The organism is Dermacoccus sp. 147Ba (assembly GCF_004151355.1).
GTDB classification, from domain to species: domain Bacteria; phylum Actinomycetota; class Actinomycetes; order Actinomycetales; family Dermatophilaceae; genus Dermacoccus; species Dermacoccus abyssi.
Window position 1 is genome coordinate 173,671 of record NZ_SEHL01000003.1, and the last position, 19,045, is coordinate 192,715.

17 protein-coding genes are annotated in these 19,045 nt (G+C 68.0%); 10 read left to right on the forward strand and 7 right to left on the reverse strand.

Annotated elements, in window-relative coordinates:
• Position 1 precedes the first annotated feature (1 nt).
• Positions 2 to 2,095 carry a neutral/alkaline non-lysosomal ceramidase N-terminal domain-containing protein gene (locus EVU97_RS05280; RefSeq protein WP_205744861.1) on the forward strand — a complete coding sequence of 698 codons (2,094 nt, stop codon included), beginning with the start codon at positions 2 to 4 and terminating at the stop codon, positions 2,093 to 2,095.
• A gap of 67 nt (positions 2,096 to 2,162) precedes the next feature.
• Here EVU97_RS05280 and EVU97_RS05285 read toward each other — a convergent pair whose 3' ends face one another.
• The gene (locus EVU97_RS05285; protein WP_052946768.1) at positions 2,163 to 3,101 is read right to left on the reverse strand and encodes an alpha/beta fold hydrolase; all 939 of its coding nucleotides are present in this window, start codon (positions 3,099 to 3,101) and stop codon (positions 2,163 to 2,165) included.
• 137 nt (positions 3,102 to 3,238) lie between these two features.
• On the opposite strand from EVU97_RS05285, the gene EVU97_RS05290 reads away from it, so the two are divergent.
• The 5 genes from EVU97_RS05290 to EVU97_RS05310 all read left to right on the forward strand — a co-directional run bounded on the left by EVU97_RS05290 (position 3,239) and on the right by EVU97_RS05310 (position 8,998).
• Positions 3,239 to 4,309: an NAD(P)/FAD-dependent oxidoreductase gene (locus tag EVU97_RS05290; RefSeq protein WP_129664386.1), complete on the forward strand. Its 1,071-nt coding sequence runs from the start codon at positions 3,239 to 3,241 to the stop codon at positions 4,307 to 4,309.
• 334 nt (positions 4,310 to 4,643) lie between these two features.
• Positions 4,644 to 6,524, forward strand: a complete 1,881-nt coding sequence (gene dnaK / locus EVU97_RS05295; protein ID WP_129664111.1) for a molecular chaperone DnaK — start codon at positions 4,644 to 4,646, stop codon at positions 6,522 to 6,524.
• 162 nt (positions 6,525 to 6,686) lie between these two features.
• The gene (locus EVU97_RS05300) at positions 6,687 to 7,337 is read left to right on the forward strand and encodes a nucleotide exchange factor GrpE (protein WP_129664113.1); all 651 of its coding nucleotides are present in this window, start codon (positions 6,687 to 6,689) and stop codon (positions 7,335 to 7,337) included.
• Between the two features lie 168 nt (positions 7,338 to 7,505).
• The gene (locus EVU97_RS05305) at positions 7,506 to 8,525 is read left to right on the forward strand and encodes a DnaJ C-terminal domain-containing protein (protein ID WP_129664115.1); all 1,020 of its coding nucleotides are present in this window, start codon (positions 7,506 to 7,508) and stop codon (positions 8,523 to 8,525) included.
• Complete coding sequence (locus tag EVU97_RS05310) at positions 8,522 to 8,998, forward strand: heat shock protein transcriptional repressor HspR (RefSeq protein ID WP_370448525.1); 477 nt, start codon at positions 8,522 to 8,524, stop codon at positions 8,996 to 8,998. The genes EVU97_RS05305 and EVU97_RS05310 overlap by 4 nt, the downstream gene beginning before the upstream one ends.
• 145 nt (positions 8,999 to 9,143) lie before the next feature.
• On the opposite strand, the gene EVU97_RS05315 is transcribed toward EVU97_RS05310, so the two are convergent.
• Positions 9,144 to 10,910, reverse strand: a complete 1,767-nt coding sequence (locus EVU97_RS05315) for an oleate hydratase (protein WP_129664117.1) — start codon at positions 10,908 to 10,910, stop codon at positions 9,144 to 9,146.
• A 72-nt stretch (positions 10,911 to 10,982) separates the two neighbouring features.
• A complete protein-coding gene (locus EVU97_RS05320) occupies positions 10,983 to 11,996 on the reverse strand; it encodes a zinc-binding dehydrogenase (RefSeq protein WP_129664119.1) in 1,014 nt (337 codons plus the stop codon).
• Positions 11,997 to 12,084: 88 nt separating this feature from the next.
• Here EVU97_RS05320 and EVU97_RS05325 point away from each other — a divergent pair, with 88 nt between their 5' ends.
• Positions 12,085 to 12,813, forward strand: coding sequence for a TetR/AcrR family transcriptional regulator (locus tag EVU97_RS05325; protein ID WP_165357889.1), 729 nt, complete (start codon positions 12,085 to 12,087; stop codon positions 12,811 to 12,813).
• Positions 12,814 to 12,838: 25 nt separating this feature from the next.
• On the opposite strand, the gene EVU97_RS05330 is transcribed toward EVU97_RS05325, so the two are convergent.
• Both EVU97_RS05330 and EVU97_RS05335 read right to left on the reverse strand, forming a co-directional pair.
• Complete coding sequence (locus tag EVU97_RS05330) at positions 12,839 to 13,678, reverse strand: SGNH/GDSL hydrolase family protein (protein WP_129664123.1); 840 nt, start codon at positions 13,676 to 13,678, stop codon at positions 12,839 to 12,841.
• A 94-nt stretch (positions 13,679 to 13,772) separates the two neighbouring features.
• Positions 13,773 to 14,036: a hypothetical protein gene (locus tag EVU97_RS05335; protein WP_118914607.1), complete on the reverse strand. Its 264-nt coding sequence runs from the start codon at positions 14,034 to 14,036 to the stop codon at positions 13,773 to 13,775.
• A 90-nt stretch (positions 14,037 to 14,126) separates the two neighbouring features.
• Between EVU97_RS05335 and EVU97_RS05340 the strand changes: the two genes are divergently transcribed.
• A complete protein-coding gene (locus EVU97_RS05340; RefSeq protein WP_047310487.1) occupies positions 14,127 to 14,408 on the forward strand; it encodes a hypothetical protein in 282 nt (93 codons plus the stop codon).
• A gap of 79 nt (positions 14,409 to 14,487) precedes the next feature.
• Here EVU97_RS05340 and EVU97_RS05345 read toward each other — a convergent pair whose 3' ends face one another.
• Positions 14,488 to 14,952 carry an SRPBCC family protein gene (locus EVU97_RS05345; protein WP_129664125.1) on the reverse strand — a complete coding sequence of 155 codons (465 nt, stop codon included), beginning with the start codon at positions 14,950 to 14,952 and terminating at the stop codon, positions 14,488 to 14,490.
• Between the two features lie 127 nt (positions 14,953 to 15,079).
• On the opposite strand from EVU97_RS05345, the gene EVU97_RS05350 reads away from it, so the two are divergent.
• Both EVU97_RS05350 and hchA read left to right on the forward strand, forming a co-directional pair.
• The gene (locus tag EVU97_RS05350) at positions 15,080 to 15,703 is read left to right on the forward strand and encodes a DUF2382 domain-containing protein (protein WP_129664127.1); all 624 of its coding nucleotides are present in this window, start codon (positions 15,080 to 15,082) and stop codon (positions 15,701 to 15,703) included.
• Positions 15,704 to 15,914: 211 nt separating this feature from the next.
• Positions 15,915 to 16,766: a glyoxalase III HchA gene (hchA, locus tag EVU97_RS05355; RefSeq protein WP_129664129.1), complete on the forward strand. Its 852-nt coding sequence runs from the start codon at positions 15,915 to 15,917 to the stop codon at positions 16,764 to 16,766.
• A gap of 257 nt (positions 16,767 to 17,023) precedes the next feature.
• Here hchA and EVU97_RS05360 read toward each other — a convergent pair whose 3' ends face one another.
• The gene (locus EVU97_RS05360; RefSeq protein WP_129664131.1) at positions 17,024 to 18,862 is read right to left on the reverse strand and encodes an ABC transporter ATP-binding protein; all 1,839 of its coding nucleotides are present in this window, start codon (positions 18,860 to 18,862) and stop codon (positions 17,024 to 17,026) included.
• Positions 18,863 to 19,045 lie beyond the last annotated feature (183 nt).

The following is a 19,045-nucleotide window of genomic DNA, read 5'->3' on the forward strand; positions in this document are numbered from 1 at the left end:
AATGCAGAAGCAGAGCAAGCGGGTCTCGGCGCTCGCGATGATGGGCGCTCTCGCCGTCACGGCGGGTTCGCTCGCCGGGGCTCCGGCGGCGTCGGCCGAGACGAACGCCCCGTACCTCGTGGGTGCGGGCATCTACGACATCACCGGCGCGGTGGCCGAGACCGGTGCTTTCGGATACGCGGCCAACCAGGAGATGAACGGCCTCCAGGAGCGCCTGTACTCGCACGCCTACGTCATGGGGGACCCGAAGACGGGCAAGCGCGTCGTCTTCGTCAGCGCCGACGCCGGTGCCATGTTCCAGTCGGTGAAGCTGGGCGTCGTCAACAAGCTCAAGGCCAAGTACGGCAGCCGCTACGACGACTCGAACGTCATGCTCTCGGCCACGCACACCCACGTCGCCAACTCCGGCCAGTCGCACGACAAGCTCTACCAGATCGCCGGGGCCGACAAGTCGGGCTCCGGCTACGACCAGCGCAACTTCGATGCCATGGTCAACGGCATCGTCGCCTCCATCGAGCGCGCGGACGCCAACGTCGAGCCGGGCAACATCTCCGTGACGAGCGGCAACCTCTCGGGCGCGACGAAGAACCGCTCCGCGAAGGCGTACGAGGCGAACAAGGACGCCGGTTCCTTCGACTCGAACGTCAACGAGACGATGACGGTGCTCAAGCTGACGTCCGCGTCGGGTCAGCCGGTCGGAATGATCAACTGGTTCTCGACGCACCCGACGCAGTTCTCGAAGGACACGACGCACATCAGCGGCGACACGAAGGGCCGCGCGCAGTACGAGTTCGAGAAGAAGATGAAGTCCGACCCGACGAAGGCCAAGACCTTCGTCGCGGCGTTCGCCAGCTCGGACGAGGGCGACGTCGTCTCCACGCAGGGCAACTCGAAATCGGCGCCCGGCTTCGGTGGTTCGAGCGACGACTTCGTCAACACCGAGATCGACGGAATGCGCCAGTACACGCGGGGCGAGCAGCTGTGGAACGGCCCGTCGACCCCGGTAACTGGTCCCATCGACTCCCGTGGGCGTTGGGCCAACTTCGCCGACTACACGGTCAAGGGCGAGTACACGCAGGGCGCCGGTGAAAAGAAGCTGTGCAAGCCCGCTCGCGGTTGGTCGTTCGCGGCCGGCGCCGAGAACGGCCCGTCCGACATCCCCGGCATCTACGAGGGCATGACGAAGGGCAGCTTCAGCGTCACCGACAAGTACAACAAGATCGACACCTCGGCCCTCGGGGGCCTCACGCGCTTCGCCCTGGCGTCGCTCACGACGATCCTCGGTGCCGACGACGCGTGCCAGGAGGAGAAGGCCGTGCTCCTGCCGGACGGGAAGCTCGGTATGGCGCCCACGGCGGCTCCGGTGCAGATCCTGCGCATCGGCAACGTCGCGCTCGTCGGTGTTCCCGCCGAGGCCACGACGATGAGCGGTCGCCGTATCCGGGCCGAGGTGAGCAAGCAGCTCGCCGGCACGGGCGTCGACAACGTCGTCGTCGCGGGCCTGACGAACTCCTACATGGGCTACCTCACGACGCGTGAGGAGTACGCGAAGCAGCACTACGAGGGTGCGTCGACGGAGTTCGGCCCGAACCAGCTCGGTGCCTTCCTCCAGGAGTACTCGGGCCTGGCCAAGGCCATGCGTGACGGGACGAGCGTGAGCAACCAGGTCACGCCGACGACGAAATCCGGTGGGGCGTCGCGCGCCGGTGTCGTGCTCGACGACAAGCCGCTCAGCCAGTCGTTCGGCCAGGTGCTCACCCAGCCGAAGGCCTCCTACTCACGTGGCCAGACGGCGACGGCGGTCTTCCGCGGCGGTCACCCGAAGAACGACTTCCGCACGCAGCGCAGTTTCCTCGAGGTGCAGCGCAAGGAGGGCTCGCAGTGGGTCACCTACCTCACCGACCGCGACTGGGACACGTCCTACACGTGGAAGCGCGAGGGCGCCTCATACTCGCGCACGACGGTGGACTGGCGCATCCGGGGCGACGTCCCGGCGGGCACCTACCGCCTTGTGCAGACGGGTGACTGGAAGAACGGCTGGAACGGCAAGGTCTCGCCGTACACCGGAACCTCGCAGGAGTTCACGGTCAACTGACCTGTGGACGCACCTCGGCCCCGCAACGTTCGCCGTTTCGGGGCCGAGCTGTGTTGGTGCGGCTGGTTCAGTCGGCCATGTCGGTGGCGTGGCGCTGGGTGACGATGCCGCGCGCGATGAGCGCGTCGTCGCCGCGCACCATGCCGGCGACGTTCATCGCGACGCCGCGCACCCGCATGGCGGGGTGGCGCGGTTTGCTCGGCGGCTCGAGCTCGCGCACGGCTTCCTCGCCCCCGTCGTGGAGCAGGCAGAGCTTCGCCACCTCGTGCGCGTGGCGGTACATGACGGAGTGCGCGGCGTCGTCGACCTCGACGGCTCGGCCGCGAGGAACGAGCTCGACGAGGCGCTCGGCCCACTCGCGAGGGCAGTTCGCGTCGTGGTCGCCGCGCACGATGAGCGTGTCGGCCTGCACGGCGCCGATGCGCTCCTCGATGCGGTAGCGCATCATGCGAGGCAGGGTCTTGAGGATCCAGCGCGGGCCGCACATCGCGTACGACATCCCGACGAGCACCCGCACCGCGCCCGGTTCGTAGAGCGCGGAGTGCGCGAGGCGAAGGATCTGCTGGGGGATGGTGCGGGCGTCGGCGTCGATGACAGGGCCGATGAGGACGAGCGAGGTGAGCTCGGGGCGGCGGGCGGCAAGCTCCGTGGCGACCTGAGCGCCCATCGAGTGACCAATGACGACGGGGTCGTCGAGGCCGAGGTCGTCGATGACGGCGCCCGCGATCTCGGCGAAGTCGCCGATGTCGAGCGCGCGGTCGCGGTGACGCACCCCGCCGAACCCGGGCAGGTCGATGGCGTGGACCGAACCGGTGGTGTTGAGGTCCGCCGCGAGGCGTACGTAGTAGTTCGAGGCGACGCCGATGCCGGCGAGCAGGACGAAGTCCCGGCCTGCCGGACCCTTGAGCGTGGTGACGCGGGCCTGGGTCGTGCCGCGGCGCACGCGACGGACGGTGACGTTCTCGCCCTGCACCTTCTCGTCGGCAGCAACGGCCTGTGCGCTCACGTGTTCGTCACCCTCTGCATGTCGTCTCGATGGGGTGGCCTTGCCGATCGCCCCACTGCCCGAAGAGCCTACCCGGCGGTAATCAGCGCGGCCGGTGACGGCATAACCGCACGATCGGCGGCGTTCTCGTGTGCGTGATCCACGATTCCCTCGTCATCGGAGCCGGTCAGGGTGGCCTGGCGTCGTCCTATGCGCTGAAGCGGCGGGGCATCGAGCACGTCGTGCTCGACCGCGATTCCGGCCCGGGCGGGGCGTGGCAGCACCGCTGGGACGCGCTCACGATGGACGACGTCCACGGAGTCGCCGACCTGCCCGACTCAACCGCGCCCGGGCGCTCACCGGAACGGGCGAACGTCGTCATTCCGGAGTACTTCGGTGAGTACGAGAGCGAACACGACCTGCCGGTCGAACGGCCCGTCAAGGTGATGCGCGTGGAGGCGGAGGACGGGGCGCGGCGGGGCCCGCTCGTCGTCACGGCCGACGACGGCCGCACGTGGCGCACGCGCACCCTCGTCAATGCGACGGGCACATGGACCCGGCCCTTCGTGCCGACCTATCCGGGTGCGGCGCAGTTCGCGGGGGAGCAGTTCCACACCGCCACCTACCCCGGCCCGGAGCACCTGCGCGGCAAGCGTGTCGCGGTCGTCGGGGGCGGCGCGTCGGTGGTGCAGTTCATCGGGCAGATCGCCCCGATCGCCGACGTCGTGTGGGTGACGCGGCGCGAGCCGGTGTGGAGCGAGGGGTTCGACGGCGTCGCCGTCGTCACGGGCATCGAGGAGCGGGCCGTGCAGGGGTTGCCGGTTCAGAGTGTCGTCTCCGGGACAGCACTCACCTTGCGGCCCCAGGAGAAGGATGCGGCCCGCCTCGGTGTGTACGACGCGCGGTTGCCGATGTTCGAGCGGATCGAACCGGACGGGCTGCGCTGGTCGGATGGCCGGTTCGAGCGTGTCGACGTCATTCTGTGGGCGACGGGCTTCCGGCCCGCGATCGACCACCTCGCGCCGTTGCACCTGCGCTCGTCGGCCGGCGGCATCGCGCTCGAGCGGGTGCCGGGCAACGTCCAGGGCGCGACGACGGCCGCGCTCGACCCGCGGATCCACTTCGTCGGCTACGGGCCGTCGGCGAGCACGATCGGCGCCTCCCGCGCGGCTCGTCAGGCGGCCCGGGCGGTGGAGAAGTACCTCGCCGAGGACCGATCGCGAGACTGACGTCCGCGTGCTGCGTTTCGCCCGATCTTGTGGGTTTCGCAGCCGACGCGACGCCGGGGTGGCGTCAAATGCCCAGCCTTGGGAGTTGTGCAGCCGTCGGACCCCGAAACGGCGCGCACCGCCCAGCCGTCGCGCGCCGAAAAATCCTCTTGAGAAAATCCTTCGGCACCCGGGAATGATCCAGCGCTCACGAAAGTTGAGTCAAGTAAGAGCAACTTTGGTGAGTCTGGGATTGACACTGCAGACCAACCGGAGTTGAGTCAGCATCAGTCAACCTGACGGCTCGGGTCATGCGGCCCGGCGTCGTCGTGAGCAACACGAAGGAGCATCCCTCATGGGTCGCGCAGTAGGTATTGACCTCGGTACCACCAACTCGGCCGTTGCCGTCCTCGAAGGTAACGAGCCCAAGATCATCGCGAACGCCGAAGGCGCTCGCACCACCCCGTCGGTCGTCGCGTTCTCCAAGGGCGGCGAGATCCTCGTCGGCGAGATCGCCAAGCGTCAGGCCGTGACGAACGTCGACCGCACCATCCGCTCCGTCAAGCGCCACATGGGCACCGACTGGAGCACGCAGATCGACGACAAGAAGTACACCCCGCAGGAGATCTCGGCGCGCACGCTCATGAAGCTCAAGCGCGACGCCGAGTCCTACCTCGGTGAGGACGTCACGGACGCCGTCATCACGGTTCCGGCGTACTTCGACGACGCCGAGCGTCAGGCCACGAAGGAGGCCGGCGAGATCGCGGGCCTCAACGTCCTGCGCATCGTCAACGAGCCCACCGCTGCTGCTCTGGCCTACGGCCTCGACAAGGGCAAGGAAGACGAGCTCATCCTGGTCTTCGACCTCGGTGGCGGTACGTTCGACGTCTCCCTCCTCGAGGTCGGCAAGGACGAGGAGGACGGCTTCGCCACCATCCAGGTGCGCGCCACCTCCGGTGACAACAAGCTCGGCGGTGACGACTGGGACCAGCGCATCGTCGACCACCTCGTCAACAAGGTGAAGAGCGAGTCGGGCGTCGACCTGTCGAAGGACAAGATCGCCATGCAGCGTCTGCGTGACGCCGCGGAGCAGGCCAAGAAGGAACTCTCGAGCTCCAGCTCGACGAACATCTCCCTGCAGTACCTGTCCATGGGCGAGAACGGCCCGATCCACGCGGAGGAGACGCTCACCCGCGCGCAGTTCGAGAAGATGACCTCCGACCTGCTCGAGCGCACGAAGAAGCCGTTCGAGAACGTCCTCAAGGACGCAGGCGTCAAGGTCTCCGACATCGACCACGTCGTGCTCGTCGGTGGTTCCACCCGCATGCCGGCCGTCACGGAGCTCGTGACGAAGCTGTGCGACGGCAAGGAGCCGAACAAGGGCGTCAACCCGGACGAGGTCGTCGCCGTCGGCGCCGCCCTGCAGGCCGGTGTCCTCAAGGGTGAGCGCAAGGACGTCCTCCTCATCGACGTCACACCGCTGAGCCTCGGCATCGAGACGAAGGGTGGCCTGTTCACCAAGCTCATCGAGCGCAACACGGCCATCCCGACGAAGCGCACCGAGGTGTTCTCCACGGCTGAGGACAACCAGCCGTCGGTCGACATCCAGGTGTTCCAGGGTGAGCGTGAGATCGCCAAGGCCAACAAGCCGCTCGGTAACTTCGAGCTCACCGGTATCGCCCCGGCTCCCCGTGGCGTGCCGCAGATCGAGGTCACGTTCGACATCGACGCCAACGGCATCGTCCACGTCTCCGCGAAGGACCGTGGCACGAACAAGGAGCAGTCGATGACGATCTCCGGTGGCTCCGCGCTGCCGAAGGAAGACATCGAGCGCATGGTCAAGGAGGCCGAGGAGCACGCCGCCGAGGACGCGAAGCGTCGCGAGGAGGCTGAGGCCCGCAACACGGGTGAGGCTCTCGTCTACTCGACGGAGAAGTTCCTCGAGGAGAACGGCGACAAGGTGCCTGCTGACGAGAAGTCCGCCACGGAGAGCGCCCTCGCCGAGCTCAAGGAGGCCCTGAAGCCGGAGTCGTCCGCGACGCCGGAGGACATCAACGCCAAGGCCACGGCGCTGTCCGAGGCCAGCCAGAAGATGGGCGCTGCGATGTACGCCGCGAGCGCCGAGGCCGGCGACGCCGGTGTTGAGGGTGCTGCCGGGGAGCAGCCCCAGTCCGGTGGCGACGACGACGTCGTGGACGCCGAGGTCGTCGACGACGAGGACGACACCAAGAAGTGATGCGGTGACGGGTGGAGGCCGGTGACGGTCTCCACCCGGGCCCTCACATCGTCGAGCCATGGCTCGGCGCGACACGGATCTGCACGGCCGGTGGGCTGCCCACAGGCAGCTCACCGGCCGCTGTGCCACCCGGATCACCCGCGTGGCAGGAAGGAGTCCGACATGACGGACGCACAGAACAACCCCGCACCGGGCGAGGGTGACAACTCGTTCGCCGGCGGTGTCGGCGACGACCTGCCCGGCGGCAAGAACACGAAGAACGTCAAGGCGTCCGAGCAGGACGCGGCCGGCGAGAACCTTCAGCAGCAGGCCGACGAGGCCGAATCGGCGTCGACGCCGGACGAGGTCGCGGGCGAGGCCAGCGAGAGCGTCGAGGAGAACGAGCACCCCGACACCAAGCTCGCGGCCGAGCGCCTGGCCGACCTGCAGCGTCTGCAGGCCGAGTACGTCAACTACCGCAACCGCGTCGAGCGTGACCGGGCCCGCGAGAAGGAGACGACGATCGGTTCGGTCGTCGAATCCCTCATCCCGGTGCTCGACGACATCGAGCTCGCCCGCCAGCACGGCGACCTCACCGACGGCCCGATGAGCAAGATCGCCTCCAAGCTGGAGACGACGCTCGACCGCTACGGTGTCGCTCGCTTCGGCGAGGCCGGTGAAGCGTTCGACCCTAACGTCCACGAGGCCCTCATGCACGTCGAGGCCGAGGCACCCGAGGGCGTCGACGGAACGTTCGTCGTCCAGGTGCTGCAGCCCGGCTACAAGGTGGGTGAGCGCGTCGTGCGCGCCGCCCGCGTCTCGGTGGCAGGCTGACGCCGAACCACGTCGGCGTGGGGCCGCACGAACCGTTCGGTCCCACGCCACCACGGGTGAGCGACTCGCTCACCTCGACCACATTCATCTTTCGCACGCGCACGCGATACGCGCCCCCAGCGTCCCGGACGCCGGACGACGCGCCATCACACAGATCAGGAGGTGCGCATGGCCAGTCAGGACTGGTTCGAGAAGGACTTCTACGCCACTCTCGGTGTCGCGCAGGACGCGAGCGAGGACGAGATCAAGAAGGCCTACCGCAAGCTCGCCCGCACGTGGCACCCGGACAAGAACCCCGGTGACGCTGCCGCGGAGCAGAAGTTCAAGGACATCGGCGAGGCTCACCAGGTGCTCGCCGACCCCGAGCAGCGTCAGCAGTACGACGCCGTTCGCCAGATGGCGCGCGGCGGTGCCCGCTTCGGCGGCGGCGCCGGGGGAGCCGGCGGCTTCGAGGACGTTTTCTCCTCGATGTTCGGTGGCGGCGGTGGTGGCGCCCGCACGTATTCGGCGGGTGGCGCCGGTCAGCAGGGCCTCAACCTCGAGGATCTGCTCGCACAGTTCGGCGGAGCCGGTGGTGGCTTCTCCGGCGGAGGGTTCCCCGGTGGGGGCGGCTACCAGCGTCAGGCGCAGCCGCGCGGTGGCCAGGATGTCGAGGCGCGCGCCTCGATCACGTTCCGTCAGGCCGTCGAGGGCAGCGAGGTGCGCATCAGCGACGCCGATGGCCAGAGCTTCACCGCGCGCATTCCGGCCGGGGTGAAGGACGGGCAGAAGATCCGGTTGCGCGGCAAGGGCCGTGCCGGCTTCGGCGGTGGCCCGAACGGCGACATGATCCTGCACGTCAGCGTCGGCACCGACCCGATCTTCGGCCGCGACGGTGACAACCTCACCGTCGAGCTGCCCGTGACGTTCGCCGAGGCGACCCTCGGCGCCACGGTGCAGGTGCCCACCTTCGACGGCAAGAGCGTCAAGGTCCGCGTCGCGCCCGGCACGCCCTCGGGCCGCAGCCTGCGCGTCAAGGGCCGTGGCGTGAAGACGAAGAAGGCGACCGGCGACCTCATCGCGAAGGTTCACGTCGTCGTGCCGAAGGAGCTCACCGACGAGCAGCGTCAGGCTGTCGAGACCCTCGCGGCGGGCGAAGCCGACCCGCGCGAAGAGCTGCTCGCTAAGGCGCGTCAGGCCGCGTCGTGACACCGCGCGAGAGCGGTGGTTTCCGCTCCGGGCAGGCCGACTTCGTGCGTGCCGACCCGTCCAAGCCGGTCTACGTCATCTCGGTGGCGGCCGAACTGGCGGGCATGCACGCGCAGACGTTGCGCCAGTACGACCGTCTGGGGCTTGTCACCCCCGAACGCACGGGTGGCGGCGGTCGCCGCTACTCGATGCGCGACATCGCGCAGTTGCGTCAGGTGCAGGAGTTGTCGTCGGAGGGCGTCTCGCTCGCCGGCATCCAACGCATCATGGAGCTTGAGCACCAGGTCGCGGCGCTGCGGGCGCGGATCGAGGAGCTGAGCGAACAGAACGCGCAGTACCGCGACGCGCTCGAATCGCGCTCTCACACGCGCGTCTTCGCGGCCGGGCGCGACGGCATCGTCGCGCTGCGGCCCGGCGAACGACCGCGCCCGCGCTCGACCGGGCGTTCGCTCGTGCCGTACGGCACCCGCTGAGCCCGAGCTCGTCAGACGCACGTCGCACCCTCCGGAGCGCGCGACGCAGCGCCACACCGTCGTCGTACAACACCTGCATGGCCGATGCCCTCATCCCCGACTCGGGATGAGGGCCTCGGCGCGCGATGCGGGCGTCAGGTCGCCGTCACAGGATGCCGTGCTCGCGCAGCAGCACGCCGATCTCGGTGGAGTCGAGCCCCTTCGCGATCTTGCGGCGCAGTACGGCGGGGCCGGGCAGCTCGGTCTTCTCGCCGTCCTTGAGGCGCGCCGAGGCGTCGAGCAGCGTCCGCACGTCGTAGGTCGAGTTGAACACATCGGGAACACCGCGCTCGACGCCGAACAACTGGTAGGTGGCTTCCATGCCGGTGCGCACCGAGTACTCGGTCGTGAAGATGCAGTCGCGGCTCGTCTCGGCGAACTGGCCGATGAAGGCGAAGTTCTCCGCGCCCTCCGGCACGACGTCAGGGCGGTCACCGGCCTTGCGGGGCATGAAGAACGACGTCACGTACGGCATCATGACCGGTACGCACTTCGCGCCCGTCGCCGCGAGTTCGGGAATGTCAGCCTCGGGCACGCCGAGGTGGTAGAGCCACTCGGCGGTGATCTCCTCGCCGGTGCACTCGCTCATCGGCTTCTTGACGTAGTCGCCGGGCGTGTCGACGAACAGGCTGTAGACCCACACGACGATCTGGTCCTTCGGCTGCTTCTTGAAGTGCGGCTGGCGGTTCACCGTCCAGCTCATGAGCCAGCTCGAATCCTTGACGGTGACGATGCCGCCCGTCACGACCCGTCCGCTGAAGGGGTCGCGCTTGGCGATGCGCCGGATGTACTCGGGGATGCGCTCATCGAGCGTCGTGACGGTCGCCGACTCCCACTTCGTCTCGTCGATGGAGCTGCAGAACACCTCGGGACGCCCGAACGACGGATCCTTGCGCGCGATCTTCTTCCACAGGTCCCACGCCGACGCAGGGCCGCGGTTCAGCGTCGCGGCGGTGTGGTGGTCGCCCTCGTCGGAGTTGTCGACGAGTGAGCCGATCGTCATCAGGACGTAATCGTCTTCCCCGAGGTCGACGCCCGTGTCACCGGCGTGCTCACCGGTGCGGGTCCACTCGATGCGGGTCGCGCGCTTGGCCGACGCCGTCAGGTCGAACTCGACGTCCGTCACCTCCGTGTCGTACTGGAAACGCACGCCCTGCTCGCTCAGCCACTTCGTCATCGGCAGCACGAGCGACTCGTACTGGTTGTACTTGGTGAACTTGAGCGCCGAGAAGTCCGGCAGTCCGCCGATGTGGTGGATGAAGCGGTGCAGGTACAGCTTCATCTCGAGTGCGCTGTGCCATTCCTCGAACGCGAACATCGTGCGCCAGTAGAGCCAGAAGTTGCTGTCGAGGAAGTCGCGGCCGAACACCTCGTCGATGCGCTTGTTCTCCATCTCCTCGCGCGTCGCGAGGAACACCTTGACGAGGTCCTTCTGCGCCTTCTTGTTCAGCGTGAACAACCCGTCGGTGTGCGCGTCCTGGCCGCGTTCGACGGTGGCGCGCTGCAGCGAGTAGTTCGGGTCGTCCTTGTTGAGCCAGTAGAACTCGTCGAGCACGGACGCGCCCTCGACCTCAAGGCTGGGGATCGTGCGGAAGCAATCCCACAGGCACTCGAAGTGGTTCTCCATCTCGCGTCCACCGCGGATGACGAACCCCTTCTCGGGCTCCTCGATCCCGTCGAGGGCGCCACCGGCGAGGGAGCCCTTCTCGAGGATCGTGATGTTCTCGCCGGGGACGGCGGCGTCACGGATCATGAAGACGGCCGCCGCGAGGCCCGCGAGGCCGCTGCCGACGATCCAGGCGTGCTTGCTCGCGGCGTCCTTCGGCGGGCGGGGACGGGCGAAGGCTTCGTAGTTTCCACTGCTGTAATACATGGGATCTCCTCGAGGTCGGGTGCGCGAGATCATCGCGCCGGACGATGGATGAGCGGACGGCTGCGTGCGCCGTCAGGGCTGCAGGATGAAACGGATCGGGTTGCCGTCCTTGCGCGCGAGCCGCTCGAGCACCTCGGGCGCTTCCTCGAGCGGGAAGACCCCGCTGATCGACGCCGACAGGTCGAGCCGCTTCGTGCGGGTCAACGCGACGAGCTGGTGGACGTCCGTTCCCTCGCTGCCGTAGTGGCCGCGCAACGTCAGCTGCTTGTAGGCGAATGCGGTGTCGGACGGAATCTCGATGGGCCGCCCGGCGAGGCCGACGATGACGAGACGTCCCTGCGGCGCGAGGGAGGCCATCGCCTGGGCCCGCACGGGGGCCACGCCCGCGAAGTCGAACGCGACGTCGAGACCGCGGGGTGAGAGCTGACGGATGGCGTCCTCTGCGTCTTCAGGGGCGCACGCCACGTCGGCGCCGACGGCGAGCGCCCGTTCGCGGGCGGCCTCGAGCGGGTCGATCGCGACGATGGGGGAGGCGCCGATGAGACGCAGCAACTGCACGGCGTGAATGCCCAGCCCGCCGAGGCCCCAGACGCCGACGGCCTCCCCGGCGCGCACGCGCCCGCTCGTCTGGATGGCTGCCCACGGCGTCGAGACGGCGTCGGGGATGATGGCGGCCTGCTCGAACGGGAGGTCGCCGGGGATCGGGACGAGCGTCTCGGCCTGCGCGACGGCGTATTCGGCGTACCCGCCGTCGTAGTCGACACCGCGCGTCAGGATGCGGCCGTTCGGGAGGCGGTGGCCGGCCTGCAGCAGGACGCGGCTGCCCACCTCGATGCCGGGCAGTGTCGGCACGCCATCACCGAGGGCGGTGACGATGCCCGCGACCTCGTGACCGAGCGTCACCTTCTCGCTGTCGAGGAACTGCGGCGCGATGAGCCCTTCGAGCAGGTGCACGTCCGACAGGCAGACGCCCGCCGCCTTCACCTCGATGACGGCTTGGCCCGGCCCTGGCGTCGGGACGGGTACCTCCTCAACGTTCAGGGTGTGGTGCGTGACGTCGAGGCGTGCGGCCTTCATGGTGTCCATGGTGTCTCCTTCGTTTCCGGATATTTTTGACTGTACTCATTTTTTGCGGCGCCACCAGGGCCTTTCGGCCCGGGTAATGTTTCGATCCATGACGCTTCCCCTCAGCGCCACGGCCGCGTCCGCGACACCGTCGGCCGATTCGACGGCCCCGACGAGGCCGGCCCCCACGCCGGGTACGCCTGACGCCACGGTCGTGACCCGCCGACGTCCCGTCGTGAGCGGCGCGGACCAGCAGGGTCGTCGCGCACGCAACAAGGCCGACAAGCAGGCCCGCATCCTCGCGGCTGCCGAGAGCCTGCTCGGTGAGGTGGGGTACGAGCGCATGACGACGGCCGAGGTGGCCAAGCGCGCCAACGTCGCCGCCGGCACCGTGTTCCAGTACGCCCCGACGAAGGCGGAACTGCTCATGATGGTCGTCGAACACGAGTGGCGTGATCTCGTCGACGATCACCTGCCCGACGACGCCGGTGACGGTGGGGTGCGCGAGCGCGTCCTGCGTCTGCTCGAACCGTTCGCGCAGCAGGCCCGTGACTACCCCGAGAACGCGATGGTCGTCGGACGGGAGGTGCTGTTCGGTGCGCCCGGGCCGTATCGCGAGAAGGTCGTCGCGCTGGTCGCCGGTCTCGAGGACGCCATCGCGGCGCTGCTCGTCGCAGCGGGGGGTGACGCGGAGCGCAGCGTCGTCGCCGCGGGCCTCATCGTCTCCGGTGGGGTGCTCGAGCTGAACCGCACGCGTACCGGACGCGCCGAGGTCGAATCCGTGGCGCGCCGCCTCGGGGATCTCGTCGACGTCGCGGTGCGCGGCGCGGGCGTCTGATCGCCCGTGAGCGTGACGCGGGCGCTCAGCCGGCGTGGCGTTCACCTGCGCGTGCCCTGACCTCGACGGCGTCACCCGCGCGCGCACGGGCCAGTCGCTTCATGCCGTCCGCGGGGCGGATCGGTTCGGGCCACTTCGGGGGGAGCGAATCGCCCTCACGGACGCCGTTGATGCGGCGCCGGAGGAGGGGGATCACCTCGGTGGCGAGCCATCGGCTCTCGGTGCGGATGCTCTCGCGCCAGTGCGGCGCCTCGAACGGAGGCAGCTCCGGCAGTTTGAGCGTGTGGGGGATGCCGAGTTCGGCGAGCACGTAGGCGGCGAGGTGCTTGTGCCCGAGCCGGCTCATGTGGATGCGGTCGAACGCCCACATGCGCGGGTCGTCGAACTCGCGAAACTGGGTGTGATCGACGAGCAGGCAGCCGTACTGGCGGGCCAGTTCGCGCACGGAGTCGTTGTAGAAGACGATGCGCCGCCGCAGCGGCTCGAGCGCCGTCGAGATCTTCACGTCGAACGTCGTGAACAGCAGCACCTGCGCGCCCGATCCGACGAGGCGCTGCAGCGCGGCCTCGTAACGCTCCATGATGGCGGGCATATCGGAGCGGACGGCGAGGATGTCGTTGCCGCCTGCGTAGAAGGAGATGAGCGTCGGGTTCAACGCGAGTGCGGCGTCGAACTGTTCGTCGACGATCTCGTCGAGGCGTTTACTGCGGATGGCGAAGTTCGCGTACTCCCACGTCGCGTCCGCGCGCCCCATCTGGCGGGCCATACGATCGGCCCACCCGCGCACGCCGTTGGGGTACATGAGGTTCGCGTCACCGACGCCCTCGGTGAACGAGTCACCCACCGCCACATAACGTCCGTTCATCGCCGCGAACCTAGGGCTGACGGCCGACGTCGTCGTGGCGCCCCGACGACCGGCGTGCGACGACGTCGTGAAAGCCGGGTGAACCGAGCCGTCGTCAGATCTGCGGGTTGTTCCTCGCGATGACCTCGACGGCGCTCTTGCTTTCGACGAGACCGAGCCCGGTGGCCTTGCGGTACACCGCGATCGCCTCGACCTCGCGGCCGTTGTTCACGAGGTAGCTGACGCGCTGGGAGATGTCCTGGCCGCTGCGCAGATCGGTCACCTCCTGCTCGAGCTGGCGCACGCGCTTCTGCAGCGCGAAGTTGCTCAGCGCGACGAGCACGAGAAGGATCAGCGCGATGACGAACGCCCAAGTCATTCGGGGGACTCCTTGAGTGGGGGAACGCCGCCCAATCTACCGGCGGCGCGTCCTGTGGCAATCGGCGAGCACGCTTGGCACAGTGGTGGCATGACCGAGTACCTCATGATCTTCCCCGAACGCGAGATCGCCGACGAGATCGCTGAAGACCTGCTCGAGGAGGACGACTTCACCGAGGTGCGCGTCGTCCGCGAGGCGCTCGCCGGTGAAGAGGACGACGAAGACCACGACTGGGGCGTCTACGTGCGTCAGGCGACGATCGACGACGCCGCCTCCGCCGTCGCGCAGGCGCTCGCCGAGCGCTTCGAGAAACTGGCCGAGGAGAACGGCGGCTGGCTCGACGACAACCCCGCGCAGCAGCCCACCCGCTGACCGACGCGCGCTGACCGACGCGACGAAGCGCCGCACCCCCTTTCGGGCGTGCGGCGCTTCGCCTTGTGCGCTTCAGGCGTCAGCTTGCGGCCAGCTCGGAGAGCTTCTGCAGGCTCTCCTCGAGCGCGTGCTCCTGGACGAGCGGGAAGTGCACCTTCTTAAGCAGTTCCTTGTCGGTGACCTTGCTCCAGTCGTACGTGAGGGTCACCTCGGTCTCGTTCGGGCCCTTCGCGTCGAGCTCGTACATCCACTCCCAGCCCTTCGGCTCGGTGCCGGCCGGCGCCGTCTGCCAGGCGACGAGCTTGTCGTCGACGTAACCGGTGACGTGGTTGTCGGTCTGGTATTCGCCGCCCATGTGCTCGCCCTCCATGTTCATGGTGAACACCTGGCCGACCTTCTGGATGCGGTCGCCGTGGTCGACGCTGCGGATGAAGCCGGAGCCGTCGAGCTTCACGTGCTCGGCCGGGTTGGTGAGCACGTTGAACACGCTCTGGGCCGGAGCTTCGATCGTGCGGGTGACGGTGATCTTCTGGTTGTCAGTCATGCCTTCACCTTTTCTCACTCGGCCGCGCTCCGCAAGGGGTGGCCGCAGGGGAGCGTGCCTTCGACCGCTCCGGTAGCGTGAACGTGAAACCGGGTGGCGCACCGCGCCACGGACGAAGGAGTCACAGATGAGCGACCAGCGAGGCGTCGAGCGCCCCTTCGACGGGCGCCGCGACGAGGCGGACGGCATGGTGCTGCACGAGGAGCGCCTGACGCCCGGCGTCGAACGCTACGAGGTGGGGCGGGTCGAGGTGCGCAAGCGCATCATCGTCGAGGAACTGACGGTGACGCTGCCCGTGCGCCGTGAGGTGGCTGACCTCGTGCGGGTCTACGACGACGGCAGCGAGGAGGTGCTCGATCTGCCTCCGTCGTACTGGGAGCCGCGCATCGAGGACCGCACCGGCGGCATGCCGTACGGCTCGAAGGAGACCCCCGCCGGCGCCTACGGCGAGGCCGAAGGCCGGGACGACGATGCCATTGACGGCGTGCGCTCCGACTCACGCGACGAGGTTTACGACGGCCAGCGCGACGAACGCGAGCGCTCCGGAGCCCGCCGTTCGGCAGAGGCCGACGGTTACGACGTCGTGCTGCACGAGGAGCGCCCGGTCATCAGCACCGAGGTGTACGCCGTCGAGCGGCTGCGTCTGAGCGTCGATCGCGAGACGCAGAACATGACCTACACCGACACGGTGCGCCGAGAAGTCGTCGACTTCGACCTCGACGGCGACACCTACCCCGACGTCACCCGCTGACACGGAGGACGGGAGGCGGTGGTCCACGATTGCGCCTCGTCGTCCGTCGCCCCGCACGGCGGGAACGTGGTCGCACGTGAGCGGCGCGCCCTCGACGGGAAGCATCGCACCCAGCACGAACAGGGCATCATGCGCCGAGGTACTGCTGGAATAGTTCAGCGCGAGAGGCGTTGAGCCTGAGCAGGATTCAACCTGATCTGGAGGTCACACCATGTCCGAGTCCAAAAAGCCCCAGGCCGACGAGGCCGAGCACGGCGCGTACTTCCCCTCGGTGTACTCCCTGGGCCAGTACGTCCCGGCGAAGAGCGATTTCGACGGCGGTGAGAAGCGCACCGTGACCGAGGGGCCGAAGAAGATCCTCGCCGTCATGGTCGATGAACGTTACCTGCCCGTCGAGGGAGAGGCGCTGTTCAGCACCGGCAACCACCCGATCGAGACGCTCGTACCCCTCATGCACCTGAGCGAGGCGGGGTACGAGATCGAGATCGCGACGCCGTCCGGGCTCATGGGCAAGTTCGAGTACTGGGCGTTCCCCAAGGAGGACGACGCCGTCAAGGACGCGTTCGAGACCCTGTTGCCCAAGATCCGCAACCCGAAGAACCTCGCGGACGTCGTCAAGAACGAGCTGGGCGCCGACAGCGAGTACGCGGCCATCTTCATTCCGGGCGGTCACGGTGCGATGATTTCGCTTCAGGATGACGAGAACGTCGGCGCGGTGCTGCGCTGGGCATTGGACGTCGACCGCTACGTCATCACCCTCTGCCACGGTCCGGCTGCGCTGCTCGCGGCCGGCGAGAACGGCTCCTCACCGTTCGACGGCTACTCGATCGCGGTGTTCCCCGACTCTCTCGACGAGGGCGCCAACGTCGAGATCGGCTACCTGCCGGGCAAGCTCACCTGGGCGCTCGGTGAAGCGTTGCGCGGTCAAGGCATCACGCTCGTCAACGACGACATGACCGGTGCCGTTCACGCAGACCGCAAGCTGCTCACGGGGGACAGCCCGCTGGCCGCGAATGCGCTGGGCCGTCTCGCCGTCGAGCACCTCACCGGCACGGTCTCCTGACGCGATCGTCTGCGCCCGGCTTGGGTGGCGGAATCCTCGCTTCGCTCCGGTCCCACCACCCAAGCCGTTCTTGTCAGCCCGCGATCACATGACGCGGTTGCCTGCGCCCGGAGCCAGCGCGGACATCCTCGCTCCGCTGCGGTGCCCACGCAGGCTCCGTTCTTGTCAGCCCGCGATCACATGACGCGGTTGCCTGCGCCCGGAGCCAGCGCGGACATCCTCGCTCCGCTGCGGTGCCCACGCCGGCTCCGTTCTTGTCAGCCCGCGATGTCGTATTCCTTGAGGCGCTTCTTGTCGGTCTTGCGCCCCGAGGCCTGGAGGGCCAAAAGCTCCGCATAGATGCCGCCGGAGACGGCGAGTTCCTCAGGGGGCCCGACCTCGTCGATGCGCCCGTCACGCAGCGTGACGATGCGGTCGACCGTGCTGATCGTCGAGAGGCGGTGGGCGATGATGAGCGACGTGCGCCCCTCCATCAGCTCGTCGAGACCGGCCTGCACGAGGCGCTCCGACTTCGTGTCGAGCGCGCTCGTCGCCTCGTCGAGAATGAGGATCGGGGCGTCCTTGAGCATGGCTCGCGCCACGGCGATGCGCTGCTTCTGCCCACCCGAGAGCTTGAGGCCGCGTTCGCCGATCGTCGTGTCGTAGCCGTCGTCGAAACGGCGGATGAAGATGTCGGCGTTGGCGCGCTTCGCGGCGTCGACGATCTCTTCCTCGCTCGCGTCGGGCCGCCCGTACGCGATGTTCTCCCGGATGGTTCCGCTGAACAGCGAGCTGTCCTGGAAGACCACGCCGAAGTCCGAGCGCAGCTGCGCGAGCGGCGTCTCGTCGACGTCGCGACCGAAGACGCTGAGGCGGCCCTCGCGCAGGCGGTAGAGGCCGAGCAGCAGGCTGATGAGCGTCGTCTTGCCGCCGCCCGACTCGCCGACGAACGCGATGCGCTCACCGTGTCGAATGGAGAGGTCGATGTGCTCGAGCACCGCGCGATTGTCGTCGTAGCCGAAGGTCGCGTCGTCGAACTCGATCACGGTGTCGTCGCGGCCGTCGTCGCTCCCACGAGCCGTCGCGCTGCTCGCCCGCGACGCCGGCGCATCGTCGGCAGCGAGGGCGGCGATGTCACGCTCGGGCATTTCGTCGAGCACCTTGAAGTAGTCGCGGCTGCCCGCGACGGCGCGCTGCCCCGAGTCGACGAGGTAACTCATCATCATGACGGGCTGGCGGGCCATGTTGACGAGCTGGATGAGCAGCACCATGTCGCCGATGGTGAAGACGCCGCGCACGGTCTGTACGAACACGATGGCGTACACGCCGAAGAAGATGACGTTGAGCGAGCCGCGGCGGGCGGCGTCCATGAGGTGCCAGTAGCGCGACTGCACGCGCGTGGTCGCGACGGTGCTGGCGTACCGGTCGTCGAACGACGTGAGCTCGCGCTTTTCCTGGCCGAAGCTCTTGACGACGCGGATCTGCCCGACGACCTCCGCGAAGCGGCCGCCGGCGATGTCGAACTGCTCGTTCTTCTGTTGCTCGAGCACCTGCCACTTCTTGCTCGTGAGCGTCGTCAGGTACATGTAGACCGGGAAGACGATGAGCAGCAAGAGCGCGAGTGGCCACGAGTAGACCGCCGAGATGATGAGTACCGCGAACGTCGTGAGCAACATCGGCAGGAAGTTGTTCGCGAACATGTTGAGGAACTGCGTCGTCTCGGAGATGTTGCGCGACAACCGGTTGATGATCGTGCCGGTCAGTTCACGGTCGAAGTAGCTCTGCGGCAGCGTGAGCAGCTTCTCGAAGTAACGCGTCGACAGGATGCGGCGCATGCGTACCGCGGCGACGTCACCGATGTACCCGCCGATGTTGCTGATGAACGTGTTCGCGAGGTCAGCGACGAGTAGCGCGACGGCGAACCACACGATCGTCTTCACATGCCCGTCGGTGTGCCCACCCGCCTTGACGACATCGACGACCTCGTCGGTGGCACCCGAGATGATGAACGGCATGAGCAACGCCGTTGCGGTGATGAGCACCGAGGTGAAGAGGATGGCGACGTAGGAGGGCCACAACACGCGTGTGGAGGAGAGGATCTTGCCGAGACTGCGCACAGTTCAGAGTCTCACCGGGGTGTGACAACCCGAAATCGCGTCAATCGTCCGGCGCGAGCCGCGAGGATGGTTGCGGGGGCTCGCGGGCTCCGATCAGGCGTCGCCTCCCTGGCTCGTCGAGGTCCGCATCTCGCAGCAGCGAACCGGCAGCGACGTCGGTGACCGTGTCGTTGGTGGAGAAAC